The following is a 25989-nucleotide window of genomic DNA, read 5'->3' as shown; positions in this document are numbered from 1 at the left end:
CAAATCCGTTTCTAATTAATGAAATGATAATAAGTATCTCTGCTTTTTGGCGATTGGAAAAGTAAGTGTGTGATTTTGGGAGGATTTCCCTACTTTCTCAGAAAATTTTAACCCAAGAAACCTTTCTTTTCGATCATGATGTCAAGAATCCATCTGCTCTTTTTTGGCCTTTGCCTAATTATTTCTTCTAGGGCTTCGGCGCAAAGTCAGACCGAAGTGGAAATACGCGGCGAACAGTTTTTTATCAATGGCAAGCCGACCTACGAAGGCCGGGTTTGGAACGGAAAAAAGATAGAAGGCCTACTGATGAACTCTCGGATGGTGCAGGGGATCTTTGACGATCTCAATCAGGAGACGATCTCCAATTGGCAGTATCCTGATACCAAAACCTGGGATGCGGATCGGAATACGGATGAATTTATCCGGCACATGGCTGAGTGGAAATCCTACGGGATGCTTTCTTTCACACTGAATCTCCAGGGGGGAAGCCCTTTTGGATATTCGCAAAACCAGCCTTGGATCAATTCGGCTTTTGATGAAAAAGGGAAGATGAGAAAGGCCTATCTAGGCCGCTTGGAGCGGATTTTGAATGAGGCAGATCGTTTGGGGATGGTTCCGATCATAGGGCTTTTTTACTTTGGACAGGATGAAAATCTCGTCGATGAAAAGGCAGTCATCAAGGCTGTCACGGGACTACGGGATTGGGTGTTGAAGAAAGATTATCGAAATGTCCTGATCGAAGTAAACAACGAATGCAATATCCGCTATGACCATGCTATTCTCCAGCCAGAGCGTGTTCATGAGTTGATCGAGTTGATGAAGAAGCCTGCGAAAAGTGGACGGAGACTATTGGTCAGCACGAGCTATGGAGGCGGATTTATTCCTCTGGAAAATGTGGTTCGCGCGTCTGACTATGTATTGCTGCATGGTAATGGGGTAAAGGATCCGAAACGAATCGCTGCCATAGTCGATGAGACTAGAGATGTGGCTGGATATACGCCGAAGCCGATTGTGTATAACGAGGACGATCACTTCGATTTTGATCAGGACCTGAATAATTTCACCTCAGCCATTGGGGCTTATGCGTCTTGGGGCTATTTCGATTATCGGATGAAAGATGAAGCCTTTGAAGAAGGCTACCAAAGCGTGCCGGTAGATTGGGGAATCAACTCCGAGCGTAAAAAAGGATTTTTTGGGCTGATGAAGGAGATTACCGGTTATTGAACTTGTCGAAATGATCGTGGAAAACAGCCTCCCTTGCAGAAGCTGCGACTGTTTCCGAAGCAAAAAATAAGTGCAGGGAACTAGAACCTATTTGCTGTACGGTTTAAGATCAGGCATTCGAGAGCGTGCTATTGAAGAAAAATTGAAGCAAAGACTGCGAAGGAACGGTTTTCTCTGAAGTATTCGATGCAGATAGATGTATCGAAAATAACGTCCCTCATGATTGATTCTTGGATCGAAGTTCGGCGGCGGTATAGTAAAATTCCAAAGGCTCGGTGACGATGCTGTTCGAAGTTCGTTTGATTTTCTCGATCGAAATGTAGTGCGCAAGCGCGGTTTTCAGCGCATCGGTGACGGTCGAGGCATCTGATAATTCCATTGCTTCTCGAATCATTTCATCTGGTAATAAGGCGGTTACTTTCACGGTGTTTGTTTTTGATAAATTTGCGATGGGTATCGTATAGCGGTTTGAATGCGTAGTTTTTTTTGCAAGCCTCCTCCGCGAGATATTGCATGAGGATAGTTTTCCTTTTAGGACGCGTAGCGAAAATGGGATCATTTCGATTACATGGCTTACACTTAAGAATAAGCGATCAGTATGTTTAGATTAAAGCGAGGCGAAAAAGCTTGCAAGGTGCAGCTCAGTCAACCTTACCACTTTAGAGTGTTCATCACTTTTCAACTCTTTTTCCCTACCTTTGCCCACCCAAATCGAAAGGAATCCTGTGAAAGCGAGAACATTAAAGAAAGACAAGGTTAATATTATCACCATGGGTTGCTCCAAAAACCTGGTGGATTCTGAAGTCCTACTCACCCAGTTGAAGGGCAACGGGATCAATGCCAGCCACGAGTCTAACTCACAGGACAACAACATCATCATCATCAATACCTGTGGCTTCATCGACAACGCGAAGCAGGAATCCATCGATACAATCCTGCAATATGTGGATGCCAAGGAGCAGGGTTTGGTGGACAAAGTCTATGTGACGGGTTGCCTTTCGCAGCGCTACAAGGACGATTTGGAAAAGGAAATCCCGCAGGTGGATGCATTTTTTGGAACCAGGGATTTGCCTGCAATCTTGAAGAAATTCAAGGCGGACTACAAGCATGAGTTGGTGGGGGAAAGACTGCTGACGCACTCGGCTCACTATGCCTATATGAAGATCTCCGAGGGATGCGATAGACCATGTTCGTTTTGCGCCATTCCGATTATGCGGGGTGGACATATCTCCCGTCCGATCGAGGAACTTGTCAAAGAAGCCCAACATAAAGCTGCTGGCGGGACGAAGGAATTGCTTTTAATCGCGCAGGATTCGACCTATTACGGCTTGGATATCTACAAAAAGAGAAACCTTGCTGAGCTCATGAGACAGCTTTCGGATGTAGAGGGGATCGACTGGATTCGCCTACATTATGCCTATCCGACCGGCTTCCCGATGGACGTGATCGAAGTCATGAAGGAGCGTCCGAATATCTGTAAGTATCTCGATATTCCTTTGCAGCACGGCTCGACGGACGTATTGAAAGCGATGCGTCGTGGGACCACGAGAGAAAAGCAGGAAGAACTGATCCACAGCATTCGGGATATGATTCCTGAGATCGCGATCCGAACCACCCTCATCGCGGGTCATCCGGGAGAAGGAGAGAAGGAATACCAAGAGATGGTGGACTTCGTGGAGCGGATGAAGTTTGAGCGACTGGGAGTATTTACCTATTCCCATGAGGAAAATACCCACGCCTACTCCATGGAGGACAGCCTTCCGCAGGAAGTGAAGCAGGAGCGTGCGAATCATCTGATGGAGATTCAGGAGCAGATCAGCTACGATCTAAACCAGGAGAAAGTCGGCAAGACGTTCAAAGTGTTGATCGACAAAAAGGAAGGTGGACACTTCGTCGGCCGCACCGAATTTGACTCTGTGGAGGTAGATAATGAGGTGCTGATCGATGCATCGAAACACTATTGCCGTGTGGGCGACTTCGTAAATGCCAAAGTCACCGAGGCGACGGAGTTTGATCTGTATGCGGAGGTCGTAGACTAAAAGTTTGCTATGCTGCTTCTCCCGAAGCAGCATTTTTTATTTTTGTTTTTATCAAATCCAGATTCTGGAGAAGCCGGACAACTTTGCTCGTTATGCTGCTTCTCCAGAAGCAGTATTTCCCTTACGAAATAGCGTTTAGTTTTTTTGAAACGATTTTTATGAGACCATTTCAAGTTTCAGATCAAAATTCAGTTTACTTTTTGACCCTTACAATCGTCGATTGGATCGATGTTTTTAGCAGAAAAGAATTTAAGCTAGAGGTTGTCGATAGCTTGAATTTTTGTGTTGAGAGAAAGGGACTGGAAGTCTTTGCTTGGTGTTTAATGAGTAACCATCTCCATCTTTTATGCCGTTCCAAGGAGGCATTTCGGTTGAGCGACACGATTCAGGATTTCAAAAAGTTTACTGCAAGAAAGATACTATCCAGTTTGGAAAAAGAATCCATCGAGTCCCGGGCAAAATGGATTTTGTATGCTTTTCGGGAAAAAGGACTAACCCAAAGCAGAATTACGAATTATAAATTCTGGATTGATGGATTGCATGCAGTGGCTATAAATTCAAACCATTTTTTTGAACAAAAACTCCATTATATTCATCAAAATCCTGTAGAGGCAATGATTGTCGAGGAGCCGGAAGAGTATTTATTCAGTTCTGCGAGAGATTATGCTGGCATGAAGGGATTGGTCAAAGTTGAGTTGTATTAATCGGATTGCTTTGCCCAGTTTCTAGAGGACGGGTCAATGGAACCTTTGTCGATTGATAGTACTGCTTCTGGAGAAGCAGCACAACTGAAAGTCCAGCTTCTGGAGAAGCAGGAAAACTTCTCTTTTTGCCCTTTCCCCCACTTCCCGTATTTTAGCCGACTAAAATCACCCGAATGAAGCTGATTGAAGTTACCACGCCTGCCCATCAACGCGAGTTTATCGAGATGGCGGTGCGGCTCTATAAAAACGAAAAAAACTGGATCAGGCCTCTGGATGCGGACATCGAGGGGCTTTTTCACAAGGAGACTAACAAGCTCTTCCGCAACGGAGCCAAGGCCAAGCGCTGGCTTTTGCAAAATGACAAAGGCGAAACCATCGGCCGTGTGGCGGCTTTTATCAATCCAAAGATGAAGGAAAAGCAACCCACCGGAGGCCTGGGTTTCTTCGAATGCATCAACGACCAAAAGGCAGCATTTCTGCTTTTTGACACGGCCAAAGCCTGGCTGGAAAGCGAAGGCATGGAAGCCATGGACGGGCCGATCAATTTTGGCGAGCGGGACAAGTGGTGGGGACTGCTGGTGGATGGATTCTCCGAGCCGAACTATAATATGCCGTGGAACTTCCCTTACTATCAGAAGTTTTTCGAAGACTATGGATTCCAGCTTTATTTCAAGCAATTCACCTACATGAGACCCGTGCAGCGACTGGGTTTTGACGAGAAGATGATCCAGCGGGCGAACCTCATCATGGCCAATCCGGATTATTCGTTTCGCTACATCCAGGGAAAAGAACTTCAGGAGAAGGCACCGGAGTACTTCATGACGGTCTATAATAAAGCTTGGGCCCGCCACATGGGCAAGTCTATTGCACTTAAGGAAGCCCAGATGATGTTTGGCAAGATGAAGCCAATCATCGATCCCCGCTTGATTTATTTCGCCTTTTATAAGGACGAGCCCGTGGGTTTTTTCATCCAGATCCCGGAGATCAACCAGATCTTCAAGCATGTGAATGGCAAGATGGACTTGATAGGCAAGCTCAAATTCCTTTGGTACAAGACTTTCTCCCCGCCCAACAAGATGCTCGGTCTGGTGTTTGGCGTGGTGCCGGAGCATCAGGGCAAGGGAGTGGAGTCGGCCATCATCATCAGCTATGACAAGATGAGTGGCCGGGATGATTTTCCTTACAAAACCATCGAGATGAACTGGATCGGCGACTTCAATCCCAAGATGATGCGGGTGTGCGAGCAACTGCTGGCAGAGATTTATAAGACGCATCATACCTATCGCTACCTCTTTGATCGGACGAAGCCTTTCGAGAGACACAAGATCTTTGATTGAAAGGTCCTCGATATTCGCTACTCTCGTAGCTCCAGTGCTCGGACTGACATCGGACACCGGACATCTGACACCCAGCACTACAATCTTCCAATTTTAAAATATTCAAATTTTCCAATCCCATAAATGAAAAAGCACGACGTAACCGGCATCGGAAATGCCCTAGTAGATATTGAGTTTAAAGTCAAAGACCAGTTTTTTGTAGATAACGGCGTCGAAAAAGGTCTCATGACCTTAGTCGATGAGGAGCGCCAAAACTCCCTCATGGGCGTGATCAACACAGCTGAAGCCAAAAAGCAGGCCGGCGGATCGGCAGCCAACTCCATCGTGGCGGTAAGCCAGTTTGGTGGCAAGTCCTTCTACAACTTCCGCGTGGCGGATGATGAGCTGGGACACTTTTACCTACAGGATCTGATTGACTCAGGAGTTGAGATCGCTTTGAAAAAAGAAGCCTTGGAAGCAGGTGTGACTGGCAAATGTCTCGTGATGGTGACCGAAGACTCCGAGCGGACGATGAACACTTTTCTGGGCATCACTCAGAACTTCTCCACTCAGGACATCCATGATTCTGCCATCCGCGATTCCAAATACCTGTTTATTGAAGGCTATCTGGTGACGTCGCCGAATGGCAAAGAGGCGATGATCCATGCCAAGAAAGTGGCCGAGGAAGCAGGCACCAAAGTGGCGCTGACCTTTTCGGATCCGGCGATGGTGAAGTATTTCAAGCAAAATTTTGACGATGTGATCGGCTCTGGCATTGACTTACTTTTTGCAAACGAAGAAGAAGCCATGCTTTTCACGGAAAAAGACACTTTGATAGAAGCCAGAGAGGAGATGGTCAAGTACGCCAAGCACTTCGTGATCACTCTCGGCAAAAATGGCGCGATGATCTTCGACGGAGATACCTTCATCGACATCGAGCCCTATCCGACTACGGCTATCGACAGCAACGGTGCAGGAGATATGTTTGCTGGAGCTTTTCTCTATGGTATTACCAATGGGCATAGCTACGCTTCCAGCGGGAAATTGGCATCGATGGCAAGCTCGAAGATTGTGAGCCAGTTTGGACCTAGACTCAAATGGCACGAAGCCAAAGAGATCCTAGCTCGACTCAACCCGTAAACTTCAAGGCTGTCCGCAATCGGGCAGCCTTTTGTCGTTATATGTACTGGCTCTTCGGTTTTAAAACTTTTAACCGGCCTTATCGGTAATCTGCTTAACTTTCTAATTGAACATTTTGAAAAGACTGCTTATTTAGATGATTATTACTGCCAATGGATTTTAACCCAATCTTTTTACCATGAAAAAAACTACCCTAATCGGGTGCATGCTGGGCCTGCTGACCTTGCCCGCATTTGCCCAAAACAAGATCGAGTTTAAGGAGTTTACCTTGGACAACGGCCTGCATGTCATCATGCACCAGGATAATACGACCCCGATTGTCGTGACTTCCGTGTTGTACCATGTCGGTTCCAAAAACGAAAACCCCGAACGAACTGGCTTTGCCCATTTCTTCGAGCACTTGATGTTTGAAGGCTCAGAGAATATCGACCGAGGCCAGTACATGAACATCATCCAAAGCCGTGGCGGCACACTCAATGCCTACACCTCCAACGACATCACCTATTACTACGAGTTGTTGCCGTCCAATGAACTAGAGCTGGCGCTGTACATGGAAAGTGAGCGGATGCTACATTCCAAAGTCGATCAAACCGGAGTAGATACGCAGCGGGAGGTAGTGAAGGAGGAGCGGAGACAGCGCTACGAAAATCAGCCATACGGGACGATTCTACCGGAGACTCTTGTAAGAGCTTATTCGGTTCATCCCTATCAATGGGCTCCAATCGGATCCATGGATCACCTGAATGCAGCGACGATTGAAGAGTTCCAGCAATTTTATAAGGATTTCTATGTGCCAAACAATGCGACCTTGACCATCGCGGGTGACATTGATTATGCTCAGACGGAGAAATGGGTGAAGGAATATTTTGCAGAAATCCCAAAAGGAACGAAGGAAATCTATCGACCGGACGTCATTGAGCCTAAGAAAACGACTGAAGTTCGCGACATCATCTATGACAACATTCAGATCCCGGCGGTCATCCAATCCTACAATCTTCCTCCGAGAAACCATCCCGACAGCTATGCGTTGTCGATGCTTTCGACCTACCTGACTGGAGGCAATTCCTCGCTGATGACCAAGGAGTTGGTGGATAAACAGCAGAAGGCTTTGGTAGTAGCGGCGATTCCTTTGGAACTGGAAGACGGCGGTATCTTCCTCATGTATGGCATCACCAATATGGGTGTAGAACCTCAAGATTTGGAGACGGAAATCGACAAATTGATAAAGCAGGTGCAGGATGAGGGGATCTCGGATGAGGAGTTTACCAAGCTGAAAAACCAGATGGAAAACAGCATCGTGAGCAGCAACTCGACCATGGCGGGCATCGCCGAAAATCTGGCCGAGGCGAACGTAATCTATGGAGACACTGAGTACATCAATCAACTGATGGAGAAATTCTCCAACGTGACCAAAGCCGATATCCAGCGGGTAGCCAAGGAATACCTGGATCTGCAGGGTAGAGTCGTGTTGTATTACCTGCCAAAATCGGCACAGCCAACCGTTGAGTAATTGTTTGACCTAATCGATCCTAAAGACATGAAATCAAGCATGATACAGGCTTCCTGTTGTAGAGTATTTTCATCCATGCGAGATTCCATGTGGCCTTTACAATCAAATTATAGACACATGAAAAAAATAGCAATAGCTTTTGTAATGACACTTGTGGTCGCAGTGGGCAGTTTTGCTCAGGTTGACCGAAGTAAATTTCCCGTCGCCGGGCCAGCTCCCGAGATCAAAATCGGGGAAGCGGAGACCTTCACTTTGGACAATGGACTGAAAGTGTTTGTGGTGAAAAACACCAAACTGCCCCGCGTATCCTTTACGCTCGTGCTGGAGCGTGATCCGATTTTGGAAGGAGACAAGGCAGGGATGACCGGATTCGTCGGAGAGATGATGATGGGTGGGACGAAAAACCGCACCAAAGACCAATTGGATCAGCAGGTTGATTTTATCGGCGGGAGTCTCAGCGCTTCTTCGACCTCAATGTTTGCCTCTTCTTTGAAAAAGCACCAGGACAAGATCCTTGAACTTATGGCGGATGTGCTATACAACCCTGTTTTTCCGCAGGAAGAACTCGACAAACTAAAGAAGCAATCGCTGACTGGGCTGGCGCAAAGCAAGGACAATCCGAATGCGATTTCCTCACGACTGGCCGCCTCGGTAGTATTTGGCAAAGACCATCCTTATGGTGAGATGGAATCCGAAGCGACAATCAACAACATTACTGTTGACGATGTCAAAAACTACTATACAACGTATTTTAAGCCAAATATCGCTTACTTGGCTATCGTCGGAGACATGGACAAAGCCGAAGCGGAGAAAGTTGCCAAGCAGTATTTTGGCAAGTGGGTTGGAGGCGAGGTGCCAAAATTTACCTATCCGGTGCCTGAGCGTGCGTCCAAGAGAGCCGTCGCGCTGGTGGATAGAAGTTCCTCCGTGCAGTCGGTGATCAACCTGACTCAGCCCGTGCAGATGAAAATCGGGGATGCCGACTACATCTCCAGCCGAGTGCTCAACCAAATTTTGGGTGGAGGGTCTGCGTCTCGCCTATTCATGAATCTACGCGAAGACAAAGGCTACACTTATGGGGCTTACTCCTCTATCGGCGCTGATAAATTGGTCGCTACCATCTCTGCCAATGCCTCCGTCCGCACCGAAGTGACGGACTCGGCGGTTTACGAGTTCATTCACGAAATTCAGAATTTGGTGGAAAATGGCGTGACCGAAGAGGAGCTTGCCAAAGCCAAGGCGGAATTATCCGGAAGCTTTGGGCGCTCGCTGGAGCAGCCTTCGACAGTGGCAAACTTTGCACTGAATATCGATCGCTACAAGTTGCCTAAAGACTACTACGAGACTTATCTCCAGAAACTCAACGCCCTGACCGTGGCTGATATTGACGCTGCGGCCAAAGATCTCATCGAGCCAGATAAATTCATCATCACCGCAGTAGGCAATGGCGCAGATATCAAAGAAAAACTGGCGCAGTTTGGTAAGGTCACAATGTATGACAATATGGGGCAGCCTGCCAAAGAATTGACCGCTGATGCGGATATGACTGCTGAGAAAGTACTGGAGTCCTACCTGACCGCGATTGGTGGTGTAGAAAAAGTGAAGGCAATCAAGACTGCCAAAATCTCCATGGATGCTGACGTGATGGGCACTGCGCTGAACATTGCCTTTTTCTACGATTCTCAAAACGGTCGTTACGGACAGAAGCTTTCCGTGGGAGGAAATGTGATGCAGAAAACCACTTTGGCAGACGGCAAAGCATCGATCTCTGCGCAAGGTCAGCAGATGGAATTGGCCGGAGAACAATTGGAAGCTGTAAAGCTGAACTCTTTTCTATTCCCAGAAGCAATCTATCAGGAAATGGGCTACACGCTTACCTTTGATGGCTTGAAGGATGTCGATGGTACTCCTGCTTATAAGGTGATCATCTCGGCGGCTTCTGGTGCGAAGTTAATCAACTACTACGCGCAGGATTCAGGGTTGAAGATCAAGTATGAAAACCCCGCCTCTGGGGATACATTCTACTCCGACTACCAAGCCAAGGACGGGGTGTTGTTGCCAATGGCCTGGACGATCAAGTCTCCAGCTATCCCGGTTCCATTGGAAGCTAAAGTAACTTTGCTGGAATTGAATGTGCCCATCGCAGATGCGGATATTAACTAATCGACGAAAGCGGGGAGCAATCACCTCTTTTTTCCCTACCCAAAGAGAAAAACGGATACCATGAAAATCAAAATATTAGCAGTAGCAGCGTTTTTGGTCGCGTCTGTACAAGGCGAACTTTTCGCTGAAAAAATCATCCCGACTTACGAGTCCAAGGTGATCGCAGAGAACGACCCGGAAACAGTGATCGCCAACTATCTCAAAGCGGTAGGCGGTGAGGCCAAAATCAAAAGCATTAAAAATGCGAGCATGTCCGCAGAGGCCAATTTTCAGGGGCAAGTGATCGAGATCAAGACGATCTCCGATTCTGAAAATGTGCGCTTGATGCAATCCACCGCAGTCGGAGGAAATGTGCTGCAGAAGACACTACTCGTGAATGGCAAAGGACAAATGGTGATGATGGGACAGACGCAGGAACTTCCTGAGGAAACCATTGCAATGCTAAAACCACAAACCTATGTATTCCCTGAGCAGCATTATGCAGAGCTGGGTTTCACTTTGGTGTTTGTCGGTATCGAAGAGTTGGAAGGTGTAGCCGTGAATAAACTGCAGATCACCTCCCCAACCGGAATTGTGACCGATGAGTATTACGCTGTTGAGACCGGTCTCAAGTTAAAAACCAGTTCATCTGCTGCCGGGGATATCTCTTATTCGGACTATCAGGAAGTGGAAGGAATCCTGTTTCCGATGCTATTGACGATCAAAAACCCCATGCTTCCAGTTCCACTGGAAGCCAAAATAGTATCTGTGAGATTCAATCAGTCACTGACTGACGCGGATTTTCAATAACAGTAATTCTTTTTGAAGTGAAAAGGAGACCTCTCAAATAGGGGGTCTCTTTTTTCGTTTAGCGAGTTCCAAAATATTCGAACCTAGTAAGAATAGCTCACTTTGGAGCCTTTCTCAGGATCCAATTCGACCTGGGCAAATACACCGACTTCCTGCTGTAGTTCTTCGACGTGGCTGATGATGCCAACAATCCGGTTTTCGTGTCGCAGAGATTTGAGTGTTTCGAATACGACGCGCAGGGCATTTCTATCCAAAGCGCCAAAGCCTTCGTCCAAGAAGAAGAAGCTTTGGTCCGCTTGGTTAAGCGATTTGACCTTTTCTGCTAAAGCCAAAGCCAGGCATAGCGAGGCTTGGAAAGTCTGTCCCCCGGAGAGTGTCTTGAGCAAGCGTCTTTTGGCTCCGTTCAGGTAGTCAATCACCCAAAAGGTGTTGTTGTCGTCGATTTCCAGACTAAGGCTATTTTTTGTCAGCGTCATAAACCGCAGGTTGGCCGTGTTGCAGAGCTCTTTCAAGTAGATCGAACTGACGTACTTGACGAAGCCGCTGCCCTTGAATAGCCGTTCGAGTTCGGCGAGGTAGGATAGTCGAGTGTCCAATTTTGCGAGGGAGGTTTGCAATGAAGTTTTTTCGAGCAGTTTTTTCTTCAACTCCTGGATTTCCCGATCTAAGAGCAGAACTTCGTTTTGGCTGGATTCCATAGCAGATTTCAGCGCTTGGAATTGAGCGAAAAGCTCTTGAAACAGCTCCTCACGGAAATCGCTGATTCCCTCTTCATTCTCCAGTTCCGCCGTCCTGTTTTCGGCGATAGCAAGTTTTTGGTCAAAGTCCGTGATCTCGCGCAAGACTTTCTCTGCGTCCAGCGAATGCTGAAAAAGCCGAATCAATCTCGCTTCATCCAAGAAGCCATGATGAGATTTCAGGGACTCAAAATCCGCGTTAAGTTTTTCCAGTTTGGAGGCGTTCTGGGCTTTCAGTTTTTCGAAGATTTCCAAGTCAGCGAGGTTTTTGACTTGTTCTCCGCGCTTTTCCCGCAGGTGTTTTTGCTTGCCTTCCAGAAGCTGGATTGCTTCTTCGATGTTCTTTTCCACCTTCGCAATAGTGGCTCGGATCGAGTCGGAATCTTTGTCGAAAAACTGCCGACAAAATGCCATGTCTTTGATCTCTTCTTTTTTAGAAGAGCTGTTGGATAGCAGCGATTGGTGCTTCAGCTGGAGGTTTTGGTAGTCTTTTTCCGATTTTTCCAGCAGTATTCGTTCGGATTGCCATTGTTGGCGCAGCTTTTTCACTTCTAGGGCAAGGCTGACTTTTTGCTGTGAATTGCGCTGCATGATCTGGATTTTTTGCGTCAGGTCATCCAAGGACTTGATTTGAGCGTCCTCTAGCGCTTGTTTTAAATCTGTCAATTTGGTTGAAAGCTCAGCTTTTTCAGTCTCTTGGACAGCGATAGATTTTTTGAAGCTTGCCTGATGAAAGGAGAGCTCTGCATGCTTTTGAAGCAGTTCTGCACCCTGGTCTATCTGCTCTTTTGCAGCCCGAATTTGTGCCGTTTTTTCTTGCAGTTGAAGCGCCTCAGCCTCCGCCTCGAGTGGGTTGGGATGGTCCACTGCCCCGCAAAGCGGGCAAGATTCTCCGGCATGGAGCAGGTGAACGTGAGCTGCCAGACCTTGTTTTCGGATGAGAGAGTCCCGCTCTGTTTCCAGTTTATGCAGACGGTGCTTTTGGTTTGTGATCCAGGACTCAAGCGTTTTTTCTCCAGCTGGAACTTGTGCATCGATCTCGGAAAGGGCATTGGAGATTTGGCTTGTCTCAGTCCAGGTTTGTGCGATTTCCTGCTCCAGCTTTGCGAGCTGCTCCAGCCAATTTGCCCAATCTTTGGCGTCGCTCATCCACTGGGCCAGCTGACTGCTATCTGTTGCGTCCATCCCATCTGCTCTCTTTTCGACTTCGTTGATTGTCGTTTCCAGAGAGTTTAAAGCATGTTTTCTAGTGTCTATCTCGGGTCTTAGCGTTTCCAAAGCAGCGGTTGCCTGGGCTAAATTTTGGTTCAGAAGCTGAATTTCGATCACTTTCTTCAGATCTCGAATCTTGCTTTCACGGGCCGAACGCTCCTGATTTTTCTGTTTGAGTTCGATTTCTTCCTTTTCCAAAAGTGCGACTTCCCTCGCAAATTCAATCTTGAACCGCTCGCAGTCGGTGACGCTGACCGTGTATTTTTCCAGATCGGCTTTTGTCTCGCTGAGCTGATCCCAAACCGGGCGAAGGTGGGTTTTGGCGGTGATAAATTCCGAATGCAGCTGTCGTCTAGTCTCAATCTCAGGTTTTAGAGCAAGTAGCTCGGTTTTCTCCTCCCTGAATTTTAGCAGCTGCCGGTACTTGGCTTGCTGGGCTTCTTTTCTGCGGAGTTCTAGCTCGGCTACCTGTAGCTTTTGAGAGACTTCGACGCTTTGCTTTTGCAGTTCGGTTAGTCGCATTTCTCTTTCCGACAGGATCTCTTGGGTAAGATGTTCCAAGGCCGAAATCTGCGTGTCCAGTCTGATTTTTTCCTCCCTCACTACCTTCAGTAGCGAGCCGGTCTTTCGTGAAAGATCAAAGCGCTCCAATCCGAAAAGCTCCTTCATCATCTCCGCTCTCGGCCCAGGAGTCAGATCGATAAACTCTCGGAACTTGCCTTGCGGGATGATGACGGTTTGTTTGAAATGTTCCTTTTTCATCCCGACGAGGTGCTCCCCGGAGGCCGTGACCGGCACCCAGTCGCCGTCGATTTTTTCATAAAACACGTGCTCGGCGGGCTTTACCTCCTCGAAGTTTTTCGGGTTTCGTTTGGCGGAATAGCGCGCGAGGTAGGTTTTGGCGTTATTCTGCCCAGCATTGAATTCGAAGTTCAGGAGCAGGTGATCGCTCTGAAGGTTTAGCATGCTGTTCTTTTCCCCCCGGTCAGAAAGCCGCTCGGTGCTGCCATAGAGCGCTAAAAGCACCGCTTCCAAGATAGAAGATTTTCCGCTGCCGACAGCGCCAAAAATCCCGAAAAGCCCGGCTCCGGTGAGCTGAGTGAAGTCGATGGTTTGCTTTTCCCGGTAGGAATAGAGGCCTTGGATGTCGAGTCGTACAGGGATCATACTTCGTCGTTTTGGCTGATGACTTCTCTGAAAATCTCCAGCAGTTCAGCGTTGGGTTCCTGGCCTTTTTCACTTTCGTAGAAAAGCTTAAAAAGGCTCTCCATGTCCTTGTTCAGGTCCTCGGCTTTCAGGGAAAAATTGTCTCTGCCCGACGGGTTTTTGAGCTGCGGAATAAGGTTGACGATGCCGTCGTGGGCTTTTAGAATCGCCTTGCGGGTTGCAGCATCTATGGAGTGTTCTGTTATAAAGGTGAGCTCCACGAAGCAATAGGGATTGGTTTGCAGCCATTCGATGGCGGTGGCGAGCTGGTCAAACGTTTTTCGAAACAATGGTCTGCCTTGCTTCAAACCAATCGGGCTGTAGGTGACCGGCTTGTCCGGTTCAGCTTCGAGGATTACGACTTTTTTTTCCTGATCTGCTTCCAAAAAGGAGTAGGCCAGCGGTGAACTGGCATAGACGACCGGGAAGCTGTCGTGCCCCACCGCGTGGTAGCGGTGTAGGTGACCCAGAGCGGCATATTGGATTTGGCTAGGTAGATTTTGGGTGAAGATCGCCTGTGTGCCGCCCACATGCAGGATCGGACGCTCAGACTCGGGTTCGACTTCGGGTTTTTCTCCTTCTTTCATGAAAAAGAAATGGCCCAACAAAAAATTTACTCCGGCAGGATCGCAGTATTCGTCCGCGATATTCCGCCAGCTTTGGGATAAGAGTGTGCGAAACTCAGCTTCCCGATCACCTTCTCCCAGATACGTTTTCAGCGAAACTTCATTGGCATAAGGTGCCAAGATCACCCGAACGGGGAAATCAAAAGTTGGAAGCTTGAGCTCCAGAAAGCCGCTGGCCGAGCGGGTGATCTCCACTCCGGAGTCAAGCTTGCCAACAGGGATCACCGAGTCGTAGCGGCTGTAAAAAAAGATTCCCAGCTCTCTCGCCAGGGGATCCGGAGCTTCGATAAATTGGTTGCTGTCGTGATTGCCGGAGATCGCGATGATGGGGCGGCTGCCGTTTTTGGAAAGTTTTCGCAGGGTTTTGTACAGCAACTCGACCGCTTCGTGGGCGGGATTGAAGCTATCGAAGATGTCTCCGGCGAGGAGTACCAAGTCGATATTTTCATCGTCGGCGATCAGGCAAATTTCTTCGAGCACGAGCTTTTGCTCCTCGAGTCGGGAATATTCCTGAAGGCGCTTGCCGAGATGCCAGTCGGCGGTGTGGAGGATCTTCATGGGTCAACGGTCGATGATCCACAGCACGGCGTGAACTTTTCGAGACCTGGTTTATAGTTTGGTGTCGCTAATATTGAATCAACATCTACTAAGGTAATCGTGTTACGGAAATCCTCCAAGGGATAATATTCTCTCGTCAGCAATTGGCACTTTTATTGGGAAAGCGGGCGAAGACATTAAATTCGGCAGTGCAATTTCGATTGGTATTGATTTTTGTTTTTGGGCTCATCGCCTTGCGGGCAAATGCTCAGGTAGATTCCCTGCGGGTTCAGGAGGGGATGGCAAGTTTCTATGGGAAAAAATTCCATGGGAAAAAGACCGCCAATGGGGAAGTTTTTTCACTGGACAGTCTAACAGCAGCTCACAAACGTCTTCCTCTTGGGACATGGGTGCGTGTGATCAATCAGAAAAACAAGCTCTCGGTAGTGGTGCGGATCAACGACCGATTACCGATCTATTCCAAGCGGCAGATCGATATTAGTCGAGCAGCCGCAGAGCGGATCGAGATGGTTCAGGACGGATTGGCTAAAGTCAAGATTGAGGCATTGGATCTCGATGAGCTAGATCGACTGATCGCATATTATCAGGATAGAGATTCGTCTCCCTTGAGACTCAGGCCTTACTATCGGATAATCCAAATGCCGCAGAGGGAATTAGATTTGAGGTTAAATGAGGTTTTGCTCCCTTTCAGCCCGGATTCGCGGTAATTTCTGAAGTCAAGCCTTTAGACATAAGAAACTTTCTTACGCTTTGGAACCTCCTGTCTTTCAGATTTTTGGAGCTCTAGCTGTATTAAAGACGACTTGAGCGAAAGCGTTTTTTTGCGTTTAATGTACAGCGAACTGGATTCGATGCAGAAATTTTTTGAGACGTAAACAACGCATCCTATTGTGCCTAGCCTGGAAAATTGATTTGTTTTCAGCTTTTAATTCTGAATGAAATCTTGCGGCAATGATGTGGCGTAAGCGCAAGGGTAAATCCCACATAAAGCACAAGCCAGAAGTGTAAAAGTTTTCTTCGGATGCAACTTTTGAGGGACATGTCCTTATTTTTCAATTCAATTAACAACCAGTAAGCCGATGATTTCCCAAGATTCCCGTCGAGATTTTTGAAAAAAACCGCATTCGTGTCAGCCGGAGTAGGTTTGGTTCCGCTTTCTTCTTTTGCGCCAGCGAAACCGAAAAATAAACTTCCCGCTTGGAAAGGCTTTAACTTACTGGACTTTTTCTCCCATAATCCTGATCAAGGGAGACCGACCAAGCCGGATTATCTCAAATGGATTGCGGATTGGGGTTTCGATTTTGTCCGTGTGCCCATCTCCTATCCGAGCTACTTGGCTTTTGACCGAACGCGTCCGATTCTCCCGGATGAGGTGCTTAATTTTGACGAAAGCCGCTTGGAAAAGGTGGATCAGTTGGTGGAGCGAAGCATCAACCAGGGACTGCATGTGAGCTTGAACCTCCATCGAGCACCGGGTTTTTGCATCAATGCGGGTTTTGAGGAGCCGTATAATTTGTGGAAAGATCAGGAAGCGTTGGATGCGTTTTGTGCGCATTGGGAAATGTGGGCCAAGCGCTATCGGGGCATTTCGTCCAAAAAGCTGAGTTTCGATCTGGTGAATGAGCCTTTCCAACGCGAAAATCCAAACGACCAACACAGCCAGGGAGGACCGGTGGCTATTGCCGACTATCGACGTGTGGCGAAGGCGGCGCTGGAGACGATCAAGTCAATCAGCAAGAAGCGTTTGGTAATCGCAGACGGCAATGGTGGCGGGGGGATCGCCATGCCGGAATTGGCTGATTTGGATCTGTCGCAGAGCTGTAGAGGTTATTATCCTTTTCCGATTTCGCATTACAAGGCGGGTTGGGTGTACAAAGATCCCGAGTCTGTTCCACCGGTGGCTTGGCCTTTCCAACAAGGGGAGAAATTACTCGATATAGAGAGTATCAGAGAATATTATGCGCCCTGGAAATCACTGATCGATCAGGGTGTCGGGGTGCATTGCGGTGAATGTGGCTGCTACAATCAGACTCCGCATGAAGTATTTCTGGCGTGGTTTGGAGATGTGCTACAAGTTTTGAAAGAAATGGAAGTGGGATTCGGGATTTGGGAGTTTTCAGGGACATTCGGCATCTTGAACTCAGGAAGGAAAGATGTGGCCTATGAGGACTGGTATGGGGAAAAGTTGGATCGGGAGTTTTTGGATCTTTTGAGATCCCAGATTTGAGGAATCTCGCACGTTCAGACTCAGTGGCTTTTGGATTGATCCAGCAACTCTAAAAATCCTTCGAGTCCGATCACTCGGATATTTTTGCTCAGCGGGTAGTTTTCATTTTTCGGTACAATGACATGCAGCAGGGGGATTTGGAGATCCTCCATAGCAATGTGGGTTCCTTTTGTCAGGATCGGGGCAGAGCTGAATTTGAGCTCAGCTGCAGCCAGCCATTTGTCGTTTCTGCGGATCAGGAGGTCGATTTCGGCGCCGTCTTGGGTTCGGTAGTAATACATCTGGTCATCTGAATTCAATACAGAAAAAACCTGATTGATCACAAAAGTTTCCCACGAGCTTCCCAGAACAATATTGCCAAAGAGATTTTCCAAAGAAGAAATTCCCAAAAGATTGTGGAGCATGCCTGTGTCTCGGAAATATAATTTAGGAGACTTGACCAGTCTTTTTTTGAGATTCACATGCCAAGAGGGAAGTTCCCTCACCAAAAAAGCCTCGATCAAGAATTTCAGATAGGTCTTGATCGTAGGGATGGTCAAGCCCAAGGATTTCCCAAATGTGGTGTAGTTGAGCACGCCACCGTTGGAGGACGCTATCATCATCAACAGTTTTCTGGTTAGCCCTGGATCTGCCGGAAGTCCATAATTTGGCAGGTCTCTTTGTACATAGCTGGAGATAAGGGATTTATACCATTCCGTAGTGAATCGTTTTGTGTCCTTAAGAAAGGGTTCAGGAAAGCCTCCCATCAGCCACAATTTGTTCTGATCCTCTGGATTGATTTCAAGAAGATTCAGCGGGGTCATTTCCAGGTAGTTGATCCTGCCTGCCAAACTTTCGGAACTCTGACGCAGGAGTTCGGGGGAGGCAGAACCAAGGATTATAAATTTCCCCGGCCGGCGATTATCATCTACCATGGCACGGATCAATGGAAAAAGGTTGGGAACATGTTGGATTTCATCCAGTATGATTGTCCTGTTGTGGTATTCAGTGAAAAACAGCTCCGGATCTTCGATTTTGCTGAGATCTGAGTTTTTTTCCAAGTCCAGATATATGGAGTCTGAGGGGTAAACAGTGGTTTTGGCCAAGGTGGTTTTTCCCACTTGTCTTGGTCCAACCAGTCCGGTTACCGGAAAGTTTTGGATGGAGAAAATGAAATCGTCTTCTATTTTTCGAGTAATCATCCCTGCAAATCTAAAAATAAATTTTAGATTTGCAGGGATGATTACTGTTTAAATATCTGATTTTCAGAAAAAAAATCCCGAACAGTGCCATTTGTTCGGGATAATTTTTTTCAGTTAAAAAGAGAGGGTTAAACACTTTTTGGTTCTGGATGCGTGTAGCCCTTTCGATAGGGTCTGCGAAGTCGGGCAGTCGCTTCTTTGTCCCCGATGACAGTCATCGTTTTGGGGTCGTACTTCAAGGTTCGCCCTCCCAGATCCATGGAGATATTGGCCAGGATGCAGGCGGCGGTGGAGATATGACCCTCTTCGATGTCGGCTACTGGAAGTGTGTTTTTGTCAATGGCTTCCAACCAATTTCGCATGTGAAGTCGGGTAGCCGGTGCGGCATTGAGCTCAATGTCGGGCTCATTGACGTCCTCCGGATATTTTTCCCGCTCAAACAGACAGTCAAAATGGATGGGCTTTTCGTTTTTATCCAAAGGTGTGTAGTCCGCCTGCATGGTGCTTCCTGCCAGCATTCCTTTGTCTCCAAATATCTTAAAAGCCCATGGATAGGTTGGGTCATCCGGATTTCCCCATGTCCTGTGTTGCCAAACGACGTTCAGTTCCGGGTATTCGAAGATGGCCGACTGGGTGTCGGAAATGTTGGACTTTCCTTCTTTTTGAACGTAAATGCCGCCTGTGGAGGTGATCTGAGTCGGCCAGCCAAGCTTCAGCATCCAACGTACCGTATCCAGCATGTGGACGCACATGTCGCCGGTGATGCCGTTGCCATATTCGATGAAAGTTCTCCACCAGCGTTTGTGAGGGATGCCGTCGTAGGGTCGAAGTGGCGCCGGGCCAGTCCATAGCTCGTAGTTGAAAAAGTCAGGAACAGGCTCTACAGGTGGATTTCCGTTGGCGCGCATGTGGTAGTAGCAGCACACTTCCACGTGAGAGATCTTGCCCAGCTTGCCGGTATCGATGATCTGCTCCTTAGCATCGATCAGGTGTGGCGTGCTTTTGCGCTGAGTACCGACCTGGACTTTCTTGTGGTATTTTCTGGCGGCGGCCACCATGGCTTCGCCTTCGATCACATCGACCGAGATGGGTTTTTGCACATAGACATGCGCTCCGGCTTTGAGCGCATCGATGCATTGCAGCGCATGCCAGTGATCCGGAGAGCCGATCAGGACGAACTCCGGTTTTTCCTTCGCCAAAAGCTCCTTGTAGTCTTCGTAAAGTGCCGGTACTTTGCCGGACTTTTGGCGGGTGGCCACCATGTCTCCGGCGGCTTTGAGCATGTTTTTGTCAGGATCACAAAGTCCGACTACTTCCACATCGGCGACTTGGATGAGGCGAAAAAGATCCGATTTGCCATACCAGCCGGAGCCGATCAGGGCGACTCTGAGAGGGCCTTCCTGATCTTTGAAGTCCATCCCCAACAGGCCGAAACTGGCGAGGGTAGCGAGGGCTGAGGAGCCTTTGAGGAAATCCCTTCGATTGAGTGCATTCATGTAGATTGGGTTTGAGGTTAATTGAGTCTATTAAGATACAAAAACACAAACCCTTACCAACTGGAATTGGATAAACGGAGTGTTGCCTCAAATAAAATCTGATTGCAATTCATTCATACAATATCCTTGGCTTCTTTTGGCCATAGTCTGCGAAAGAGACTATGGAATCTATCTGGATTAATTCTCGAAAAATAGAATAACAGGAAGGAAATCCCGGTGACAAATACTATCAGAAATAAAACGCCATTTTCTGTTCTGACTTTTTCAAATTGGAGGACTGTTTTTTGATCGACATCAATTTGAAAAACTTTAGGATCCGATGAATCCAGTTCTGTTTTTTTTATCCAAATGGAAACAGAATCCGCTTTTTTCAAAGAGTTTAACAAATTCTCAAATTCTTCGTTTCGGTAATCATTCCCAATATTCTTGATGAGTCTATAAATTTGGTTTCTGTCGTAAATGGAAAAAATAAGTTCAGACTTTTGGCTTTTGGTCCCTCTTACCTTTTCTGTTACTGTCGATACATAGGTTTCAGAATCTTGGATAACCCCTTTTATTTCTACTAGTTGGAATTTGAATGTAAGGAGGTTGGATAAAAGGTAAATTGCTATGCCTATTGTGATAAGTCCAATTATTAGAATCCTATGGAGATAGGATCTTTGATATCTAGTTGCCACAGGCTGCAATTAAAAGTTAAAATCTATCCACGAAAATTTCGAATTTCAAACTCTAAACCTTGTTCGGTACCGGATGCACATAGCCATCCCGATAAGGCCTTCTCAAAAGCTTGGTAGCTTCCTCGTCGTCGACCACCGTCATGGTTTTGGGATCATAGCGCAGCGGCCTTCCACCCAGGTCCATGGACATATTTGCCAGGATGCAAGAGGCGGTGGAGATATGGCCTTGGAGAACGTCCGCCACAGGCAAGGTGTTGGAATCGATGGCTTGTAGCCAGTTTTTCATCTGCTCACGGGTGGCCGGAGCTGCGTGGATTTCGATGTCTTTTTCGGTCACATCTTCCGGATATTGCTCCTTTTCGAGCACCACATCGTAGTGGATAGGATCTTCTTTTCCGACGGGATAAAAATCTGCCCGCATCGGACTTCCGGCCAGCATTCCATTTTCTCCATAGATCTTAAAAGCCCACGGATAGTCCTTGTCCACGGGATTGCCCCAGCTGCGATGCTGCCAGATGACATTTAGCTCATTAAATTCAAAGATGGCTGTCTGGGTGTCGGAAATATTGGAGATGGACTCTTTATCCACATAAATCCCGCCGGTGGAAGTGACCTGCACAGGCCAACCCAAATCCAGCATCCAGCGCACGGCGTCGAGCATGTGCACGCACATATCGCCCACGATGCCATTGCCGTATTCCATAAAAGCCCGCCAGCCGCGATGCAAGATTCCCCGATAAGGAAGCATGGGCGCGGGCCCTGCCCAAAGGTCATAATTTACGTTTTCCGGAACAGGAATCACCTCTGGATGACTTCTGTTTCGCATGTGGTAGTAGCAGCAAACTTCTGCATGGGAGATCTTGCCGAGCTTGCCTGAGTCAATAATTTCTTTTTTGGCCTGGACCAAATGTGGCGTGCTGCGACGCTGGGTGCCGATCTGGACTTTGCGGTCGTACTTTCTGGCTGCTGCCAAGATCGCCTCGCCTTCGATGACATCGACCGAAATCGGTTTTTGCAAGTAGACATGCGCACCGCTTTTCACGGCATCGATGGCCATCAGGGCATGCCAGTGATCGGGCGAGCCGATGAGCACATACTCGGGTTTTTCCTTGGCCAAAAGCTCTTTGTAATCCTCGTAGAGGGCAGGAACTTTGCCGGACTTTTGTCGGGTGGAGACGAGTCTTCCTGCCTCAGCCAGCTGCTTGCTGTCCACGTCGCAAAGTGCCACCACTTCGACGTCTGCCACTTGGATCAATCGAAAGAGATCCGATTTGCCGTACCAGCCCGTGCCGATGAGTGCTACTTGGAGCGGACCTTTTCGGTCTTTGAAATCCATCCCCAGCAGGCCAAAGCTGGCGAGGGTCATGAGAGCGCTACTTCCTTTTAAAAATTCTCTTCTATTGAGGCGGTTCATCAATTTTGGGTTTGAGGTGACTGGTGCCTTAAATTACAAAAAGAAGGTGCTTTGCCAAGACATTTTGGGACAAGGATCGCCTGCTTAAAAGAAATGCATGTAGGTGAAAAGCGGAAGAGATTTACCGATTGTCCTACTTCGCGATCCAGTCTAATTGGCGCCCTTCCAATTTAGCCTGGTTGTCTTTGCTGGTACCAACCGCGATGCCAATGGACATTCCGATGGGAATGCCAATACCGATAAACGCCATGTTTCCCAAGGCAGCACCAAAAGCTACGCCTAAGGGAATGCCAAATGCAGCCAGTCCAAGTGCCAGCCATTGATTCTGGTAATGGTTCTTTGGCACGAGTTGAAGGTCGCTTTCCAAAAGGCTTAAAATTCCGATTTGCGCGGATTTGAATTGCTTGACAAGTTCCGGATCTGGGCCAGGAAAGCTGTTCACGCCTGCTATGGCCTCGTTGATTTTTTGTGTTTGCGTCTCAGGAATTGCCTTTTGTTCGATTGCAGAGAGCAATGAACTCAGGTTATGAGCGGCTTTGGCAAGCTTTGGGTTTTCTTCGAAGGAGGTGCGGAAAGCGAGGGGAGTGAGGGGCATGAAGTCGAATGTTATCTAATATTCTCCAAGTCGTCCAAATCTTTCGGTCTATTGGCGGCGGTTTTCGCCGAGAGCAGGTCGTTTTTATGAATCGTCCTGACCAAAAGTCCTCCGTCATCATAGAATTTGGCATGTTCAAAAGTCTGGTCGAAGTCCAGTCCTTTTACTTTCGTCATGATGTCAATTGCCGCGGGAGGTCTTCCAAATGAGAATACGTCCCATTCTGGATGGTAGAGGAAGTTTTCCTCAGTCATATCGAATGTTGGCATTCCAAATTCAGAGAAAGCATCCACCAGCTTTTGGTAGTTTTCCCGAGTCTTTCGCACCCAGAGATCCATGTCACCCGTAGTCCTGGGATATCCGTGGATGATGACGGAATACCCTCCAACCAGTATGTAGTCAACTTTTCGGTTGTTGAGGGCTGATAAAAAATCCCTGAAATCATCTTCAAAAATGTTCCCCATCACTTCCTTGACTTTGTTCGAAATGCAGTCCTGTCCATCCTCGGAGGATTGTCCATATCATATCCATAGGCGATGCTGTTGAGATACTTATGGATTTGCATCCTCTCTTGCCAAGTCAGATTTTGGTACTCTTTCCCATAGTTCACCTGTTGCGACGCATTTCTTGCATGGAAGGCGGTTCGGTCGAGTCTAAATTTCTTGGGGTTTTCGGACATGGGTAGGTCGGATTGCCATTCCAAGGTAGAAAATCAAGTTGACTCTTTTTCTAGGAATTCCTGTTGACATATGAATTTTACATCACCCGACATCGGTCATCCAACACCCGACATCCCTTAAAACTTCACCCCAAACCGCTCTCCTAATTCTGTCAGATCCTTCACCACAGGATCGAGCAGAGGAATTCCATCCTTCATACGGATGGCCTCCAGTTCCCGCTCCGGATCGCCGGGGATCAGGACTTTCTCATTGCCCGGAGTAGTCTCGGCGGAGCGGAATCGGGTGATCCAGTTGTCCATGTGAGACTTGAACTCATCCGCGGGGCGGAAGGCATCCACTCGCATGGCCCCGAAAAAGTGGCCGATTCCCTCGCCAACTAGATTGGGCAAAGGATCGAGAAAAGCAACGAATGGAGGTACCCAAGGTCCATAATTGGCGCCGGAAAGGACTGCCGAGAAGATGTCCACGATGGAACCGAGCGCGTAGCCTTTGTGCGAACCGTGCTCGCGGTCACCGCCCAAAGGCAATAATGCGCCACCATTCTTCACCCCGTTGGCAGAGGTGGTTGGCTCACCTTCTTTGTCCTGCACCCAACCCGTTGGTGTGTCGAGACCTTTTCGTTGGAGGATTTCCAGTTTGCCGTTGGCAGCGGTAGTCGTCGCCATGTCCGCTACGAAGGGAGGTTGATCTTTGGCAGGAATGGCTACCGAGATGGGGTTGGTGCCGAGCAGTCGTTCTTTGGAAAAAGTCGGTGCGACCAGCGGACTGGCATTGGTCAGGGAGATTCCTATCATGTCATGCTCCAAGGCCATCATTGCATGGTAGCCGGCGATGCCGTAGTGGTTGGAGTTTTTCACCGACACCCAGCCAGTACCCACGTTTTTGGCTTTTTCGATAGCCACTTGCATAGCAAACGGTGCGACGACCAAGCCCAAACCGCTGTCTCCATCGACCACCGCCGTGGAGGGAGTTTCATAGCTGACGCGCACGTTGGGAGTGGGGTTGATCCTGCCCTTTTCCCACAGTCTCACATAGCCTGAAAGTCGCGCGACACCATGACTGTCCACTCCTCTCAGGTCGGCCGAAAGCAACACTTCAGATGCGATTTTTGCATCGTGCTTTGGGCAGCCGATTTTCACAAGCATATGATAGGTGAAGTGAAAGAGTTGGTCGTAGGAGTAAGTTTGCATTGCAAATAGGTTCAATAGTCTCTGTGTTGGCAAAGATAGGGATTCAGGAAAATGTTGGGTGCTGATTTTTAACTGAAAAATCCGACCGGGGAATCATGCGAAAAATGGTTTTTATGTCGTATGCTCTCCCGAAAGGGGCAAAAAAAGTGGCACGATCCTGCAGGAATTACAATTCAGCCTTCTCCAATAAGCGGAAGACGACTCCTTCTTTCAAAGAATAATAAGAGCAAACCATGGCTTCCACGGGCACATAGCGGAGAATAAATTCGATCAGGCAGCTCGCCACCACGATCATATCTACCCGCATGGGGATCATGCCGGGGATTTTAAGACGCTGCTCCCGATTCAGGGATTTGAGCATGTCAAAAATCCGCTCAAAATCCTCCGTTGGGAGCTCAAATGCATGCTGCCCAGTGAGCTTGCATTGGAGCATCGAGGCGTAATAGATGTCCGTCAGCGTATCAAAAGTCCCGGAAGCGCCAACCAAGCCAGTTGGCTTATAATGTTGGATGGCTTCAATCAATGGCTGAAGTTTTTCCTGGCAGTAAGTTTCCAGCTTTTCTATCTCTTCGGGCAAGATGGGATCATGGTAATGAAATGCGTCCAACAGACGCTGACCTCCAATCTCAAAGCTTTTTTTCCAAAATACCTCCTCCGACGTCCCGATGATAAACTCCACAGAACCTCCGCCGATGTCCATCATCAGTGTAACCTGTCCATTAAGCGAACCGGAAAAGTTGATGCCCTCATAGATGAGTTGGGCTTCTTCGTCGCCAGAGATGACATGGATATCGATTCCTAGATCTTCTTTAACTTGGGAGACGAATTCAGGCCCGTTGTCCGCATTGCGTACTGCACTGGTCGCAAAAGCAAAAACCTGATCGATGTGCTCGCCATCGATCAGGTTTTTGAAATGTTTTAGGGTATGGAAGGCCCTTTTTTGGGCGTCAGGAGCGATTTGATTTTGGCTGATTCCGCCTTGGCCGATCTTGACGGGGATCTTTTCTTTATAAATTGTTTTAAATCCTGTCCCATTCAATTCCACCAATAACAAATGAAATGTATTGGTGCCCATATCTATTACCGCAGCTTTTCGGATACTCATAATCTGCCAAAATTTTGGATGGGCGAATATAGAAAGTTTTTGATAAGTACAATTTTGAGTGCAAAAAATGGTGGAAAGTGTTTTTTCCTTCCACCTCGAGCCCATACTCTGTTCTGTTTTTTTTTTCTGAAAGTCTGGTTAGCGTATCCCATAGTTGTTCCGTGATATCAGTTTTCGCTAAGGTGTTTCTTTGGAGAAAA

At 47.8% G+C, this 25989-nt stretch carries 22 protein-coding genes; 10 read left to right on the top strand and 12 right to left on the bottom strand.

Translation table 11 applies throughout. From position 1 onward, the window contains the following. Positions 1-135: 135 nt before the first annotated feature. Positions 136-1224, top strand: coding sequence for a hypothetical protein (locus tag ABD031_RS07075; RefSeq protein WP_343849793.1), 1089 nt, complete (start codon positions 136-138; stop codon positions 1222-1224). A 217-nt stretch (positions 1225-1441) separates the two neighbouring features. Here the strand turns inward: ABD031_RS07075 and ABD031_RS07070 are convergent, their stop codons facing one another. Next, positions 1442-1618 carry a DUF2191 domain-containing protein gene (locus ABD031_RS07070; RefSeq protein ID WP_343849791.1) on the bottom strand — a complete coding sequence of 59 codons (177 nt, stop codon included), beginning with the start codon at positions 1616-1618 and terminating at the stop codon, positions 1442-1444. 331 nt (positions 1619-1949) lie between these two features. Here ABD031_RS07070 and rimO point away from each other — a divergent pair, with 331 nt between their 5' ends. The 7 genes from rimO (at position 1950) to ABD031_RS07035 (ending at position 10885) form a co-directional block, all read left to right on the top strand. Beyond that, entirely contained in the window at positions 1950-3263 is a 1314-nt protein-coding gene (rimO, locus tag ABD031_RS07065; protein ID WP_343849789.1) for a 30S ribosomal protein S12 methylthiotransferase RimO, read from the top strand. A 92-nt stretch (positions 3264-3355) separates the two neighbouring features. Then, entirely contained in the window at positions 3356-3967 is a 612-nt protein-coding gene (locus tag ABD031_RS07060; protein ID WP_343849787.1) for an REP-associated tyrosine transposase, read from the top strand. A gap of 173 nt (positions 3968-4140) precedes the next feature. Continuing rightward, a complete protein-coding gene (locus ABD031_RS07055) occupies positions 4141-5304 on the top strand; it encodes a hypothetical protein (protein WP_343849785.1) in 1164 nt (387 codons plus the stop codon). Between the two features lie 123 nt (positions 5305-5427). Then, positions 5428-6423 carry an adenosine kinase gene (locus ABD031_RS07050; protein WP_343849783.1) on the top strand — a complete coding sequence of 332 codons (996 nt, stop codon included), beginning with the start codon at positions 5428-5430 and terminating at the stop codon, positions 6421-6423. A gap of 178 nt (positions 6424-6601) precedes the next feature. Continuing rightward, positions 6602-7933 (top strand): M16 family metallopeptidase, encoded by a 1332-nt coding sequence (locus ABD031_RS07045; protein WP_343849781.1) that lies wholly within the window; start codon positions 6602-6604, stop codon positions 7931-7933. Between the two features lie 117 nt (positions 7934-8050). Next, positions 8051-10096, top strand: coding sequence for a M16 family metallopeptidase (locus ABD031_RS07040; protein ID WP_343849779.1), 2046 nt, complete (start codon positions 8051-8053; stop codon positions 10094-10096). A 60-nt stretch (positions 10097-10156) separates the two neighbouring features. Continuing rightward, on the top strand, positions 10157-10885 hold the full coding sequence (locus ABD031_RS07035) for a LolA-like protein (RefSeq protein WP_343849778.1): 729 nt from the start codon (positions 10157-10159) through the stop codon (positions 10883-10885). 83 nt (positions 10886-10968) lie between these two features. Here ABD031_RS07035 and ABD031_RS07030 read toward each other — a convergent pair whose 3' ends face one another. Continuing rightward, positions 10969-14001 (bottom strand): SbcC/MukB-like Walker B domain-containing protein, encoded by a 3033-nt coding sequence (locus ABD031_RS07030; RefSeq protein ID WP_343849776.1) that lies wholly within the window; start codon positions 13999-14001, stop codon positions 10969-10971. Then, a complete protein-coding gene (locus ABD031_RS07025; RefSeq protein WP_343849774.1) occupies positions 13998-15224 on the bottom strand; it encodes a metallophosphoesterase family protein in 1227 nt (408 codons plus the stop codon). Before ABD031_RS07025 ends, ABD031_RS07030 begins: the two co-directional genes overlap by 4 nt. Before the next feature lie 188 nt (positions 15225-15412). Between ABD031_RS07025 and ABD031_RS07020 the strand changes: the two genes are divergently transcribed. Both ABD031_RS07020 and ABD031_RS07015 read left to right on the top strand, forming a co-directional pair. Further along, positions 15413-15931 (top strand): septal ring lytic transglycosylase RlpA family protein, encoded by a 519-nt coding sequence (locus ABD031_RS07020; RefSeq protein ID WP_343849772.1) that lies wholly within the window; start codon positions 15413-15415, stop codon positions 15929-15931. Positions 15932-16332: 401 nt separating this feature from the next. Then, positions 16333-17451, top strand: a complete 1119-nt coding sequence (locus ABD031_RS07015) for a glycoside hydrolase family 5 protein (RefSeq protein WP_343849770.1) — start codon at positions 16333-16335, stop codon at positions 17449-17451. Positions 17452-17471: 20 nt separating this feature from the next. Here ABD031_RS07015 and ABD031_RS07010 read toward each other — a convergent pair whose 3' ends face one another. The 9 genes from ABD031_RS07010 to ABD031_RS06970 form a co-directional block, all read right to left on the bottom strand. Next, the gene (locus ABD031_RS07010) at positions 17472-18632 is read right to left on the bottom strand and encodes an ATP-binding protein (protein WP_343849768.1); all 1161 of its coding nucleotides are present in this window, start codon (positions 18630-18632) and stop codon (positions 17472-17474) included. Positions 18633-18760: 128 nt separating this feature from the next. Continuing rightward, positions 18761-20128 (bottom strand): Gfo/Idh/MocA family oxidoreductase, encoded by a 1368-nt coding sequence (locus ABD031_RS07005; RefSeq protein ID WP_343849766.1) that lies wholly within the window; start codon positions 20126-20128, stop codon positions 18761-18763. A 113-nt stretch (positions 20129-20241) separates the two neighbouring features. Further along, complete coding sequence (locus ABD031_RS07000; protein WP_343849764.1) at positions 20242-20805, bottom strand: hypothetical protein; 564 nt, start codon at positions 20803-20805, stop codon at positions 20242-20244. 52 nt (positions 20806-20857) lie between these two features. Continuing rightward, a complete protein-coding gene (locus tag ABD031_RS06995) occupies positions 20858-22219 on the bottom strand; it encodes a Gfo/Idh/MocA family protein (protein ID WP_343849762.1) in 1362 nt (453 codons plus the stop codon). Positions 22220-22352: 133 nt separating this feature from the next. Continuing rightward, the gene (locus ABD031_RS06990; RefSeq protein ID WP_343849760.1) at positions 22353-22814 is read right to left on the bottom strand and encodes a hypothetical protein; all 462 of its coding nucleotides are present in this window, start codon (positions 22812-22814) and stop codon (positions 22353-22355) included. An 11-nt stretch (positions 22815-22825) separates the two neighbouring features. Then, positions 22826-23278 carry a DUF6036 family nucleotidyltransferase gene (locus tag ABD031_RS06985; RefSeq protein WP_343849758.1) on the bottom strand — a complete coding sequence of 151 codons (453 nt, stop codon included), beginning with the start codon at positions 23276-23278 and terminating at the stop codon, positions 22826-22828. Then, the gene (locus ABD031_RS06980) at positions 23278-23493 is read right to left on the bottom strand and encodes a hypothetical protein (RefSeq protein ID WP_343849756.1); all 216 of its coding nucleotides are present in this window, start codon (positions 23491-23493) and stop codon (positions 23278-23280) included. Before ABD031_RS06980 ends, ABD031_RS06985 begins: the two co-directional genes overlap by 1 nt. Positions 23494-23610: 117 nt before the next feature. Beyond that, positions 23611-24684 carry an Ldh family oxidoreductase gene (locus ABD031_RS06975; RefSeq protein WP_343849754.1) on the bottom strand — a complete coding sequence of 358 codons (1074 nt, stop codon included), beginning with the start codon at positions 24682-24684 and terminating at the stop codon, positions 23611-23613. 166 nt (positions 24685-24850) lie between these two features. Next, positions 24851-25789 (bottom strand): Ppx/GppA phosphatase family protein, encoded by a 939-nt coding sequence (locus tag ABD031_RS06970; protein ID WP_343849753.1) that lies wholly within the window; start codon positions 25787-25789, stop codon positions 24851-24853. Between the last annotated feature and the right edge of the window lie 200 nt (positions 25790-25989).

This window comes from Algoriphagus jejuensis (assembly GCF_039523455.1).
Lineage (GTDB): Bacteria > Bacteroidota > Bacteroidia > Cytophagales > Cyclobacteriaceae > Algoriphagus > Algoriphagus jejuensis.
Note: the sequence above shows the minus strand (reverse complement) of the source record. Positions and strands in the feature narration are given on the sequence as shown.

Bases quoted from the DNA above. Each gene is read 5' to 3' on its own strand.
- ABD031_RS07075 (WP_343849793.1), top strand. From the start codon at position 136: ATGATGTCAAGAATCCATCTGCTCTTTTTTGGCCTTTGCCTAATTATT.
- ABD031_RS07070 (WP_343849791.1), bottom strand. From the start codon at position 1,618: ATGATTCGAGAAGCAATGGAATTATCAGATGCCTCGACCGTCACCGAT.
- ABD031_RS07060 (WP_343849787.1), top strand. From the start codon at position 3,356: ATGCTGCTTCTCCAGAAGCAGTATTTCCCTTACGAAATAGCGTTTAGT.
- ABD031_RS07055 (WP_343849785.1), top strand. From the start codon at position 4,141: ATGAAGCTGATTGAAGTTACCACGCCTGCCCATCAACGCGAGTTTATC.
- ABD031_RS07050 (WP_343849783.1), top strand. From the start codon at position 5,428: ATGAAAAAGCACGACGTAACCGGCATCGGAAATGCCCTAGTAGATATT.
- ABD031_RS07045 (WP_343849781.1), top strand. From the start codon at position 6,602: ATGAAAAAAACTACCCTAATCGGGTGCATGCTGGGCCTGCTGACCTTG.
- ABD031_RS07040 (WP_343849779.1), top strand. From the start codon at position 8,051: ATGAAAAAAATAGCAATAGCTTTTGTAATGACACTTGTGGTCGCAGTG.
- ABD031_RS07035 (WP_343849778.1), top strand. From the start codon at position 10,157: ATGAAAATCAAAATATTAGCAGTAGCAGCGTTTTTGGTCGCGTCTGTA.
- ABD031_RS07030 (WP_343849776.1), bottom strand. From the start codon at position 14,001: ATGATCCCTGTACGACTCGACATCCAAGGCCTCTATTCCTACCGGGAA.
- ABD031_RS07025 (WP_343849774.1), bottom strand. From the start codon at position 15,224: ATGAAGATCCTCCACACCGCCGACTGGCATCTCGGCAAGCGCCTTCAG.
- ABD031_RS07010 (WP_343849768.1), bottom strand. From the start codon at position 18,632: ATGATTACTCGAAAAATAGAAGACGATTTCATTTTCTCCATCCAAAAC.
- ABD031_RS07005 (WP_343849766.1), bottom strand. From the start codon at position 20,128: ATGAATGCACTCAATCGAAGGGATTTCCTCAAAGGCTCCTCAGCCCTC.
- ABD031_RS06995 (WP_343849762.1), bottom strand. From the start codon at position 22,219: ATGAACCGCCTCAATAGAAGAGAATTTTTAAAAGGAAGTAGCGCTCTC.
- ABD031_RS06990 (WP_343849760.1), bottom strand. From the start codon at position 22,814: ATGCCCCTCACTCCCCTCGCTTTCCGCACCTCCTTCGAAGAAAACCCA.
- ABD031_RS06985 (WP_343849758.1), bottom strand. From the start codon at position 23,278: ATGGGGAACATTTTTGAAGATGATTTCAGGGATTTTTTATCAGCCCTC.
- ABD031_RS06980 (WP_343849756.1), bottom strand. From the start codon at position 23,493: ATGTCCGAAAACCCCAAGAAATTTAGACTCGACCGAACCGCCTTCCAT.
- ABD031_RS06975 (WP_343849754.1), bottom strand. From the start codon at position 24,684: ATGCAAACTTACTCCTACGACCAACTCTTTCACTTCACCTATCATATG.
- ABD031_RS06970 (WP_343849753.1), bottom strand. From the start codon at position 25,789: ATGAGTATCCGAAAAGCTGCGGTAATAGATATGGGCACCAATACATTT.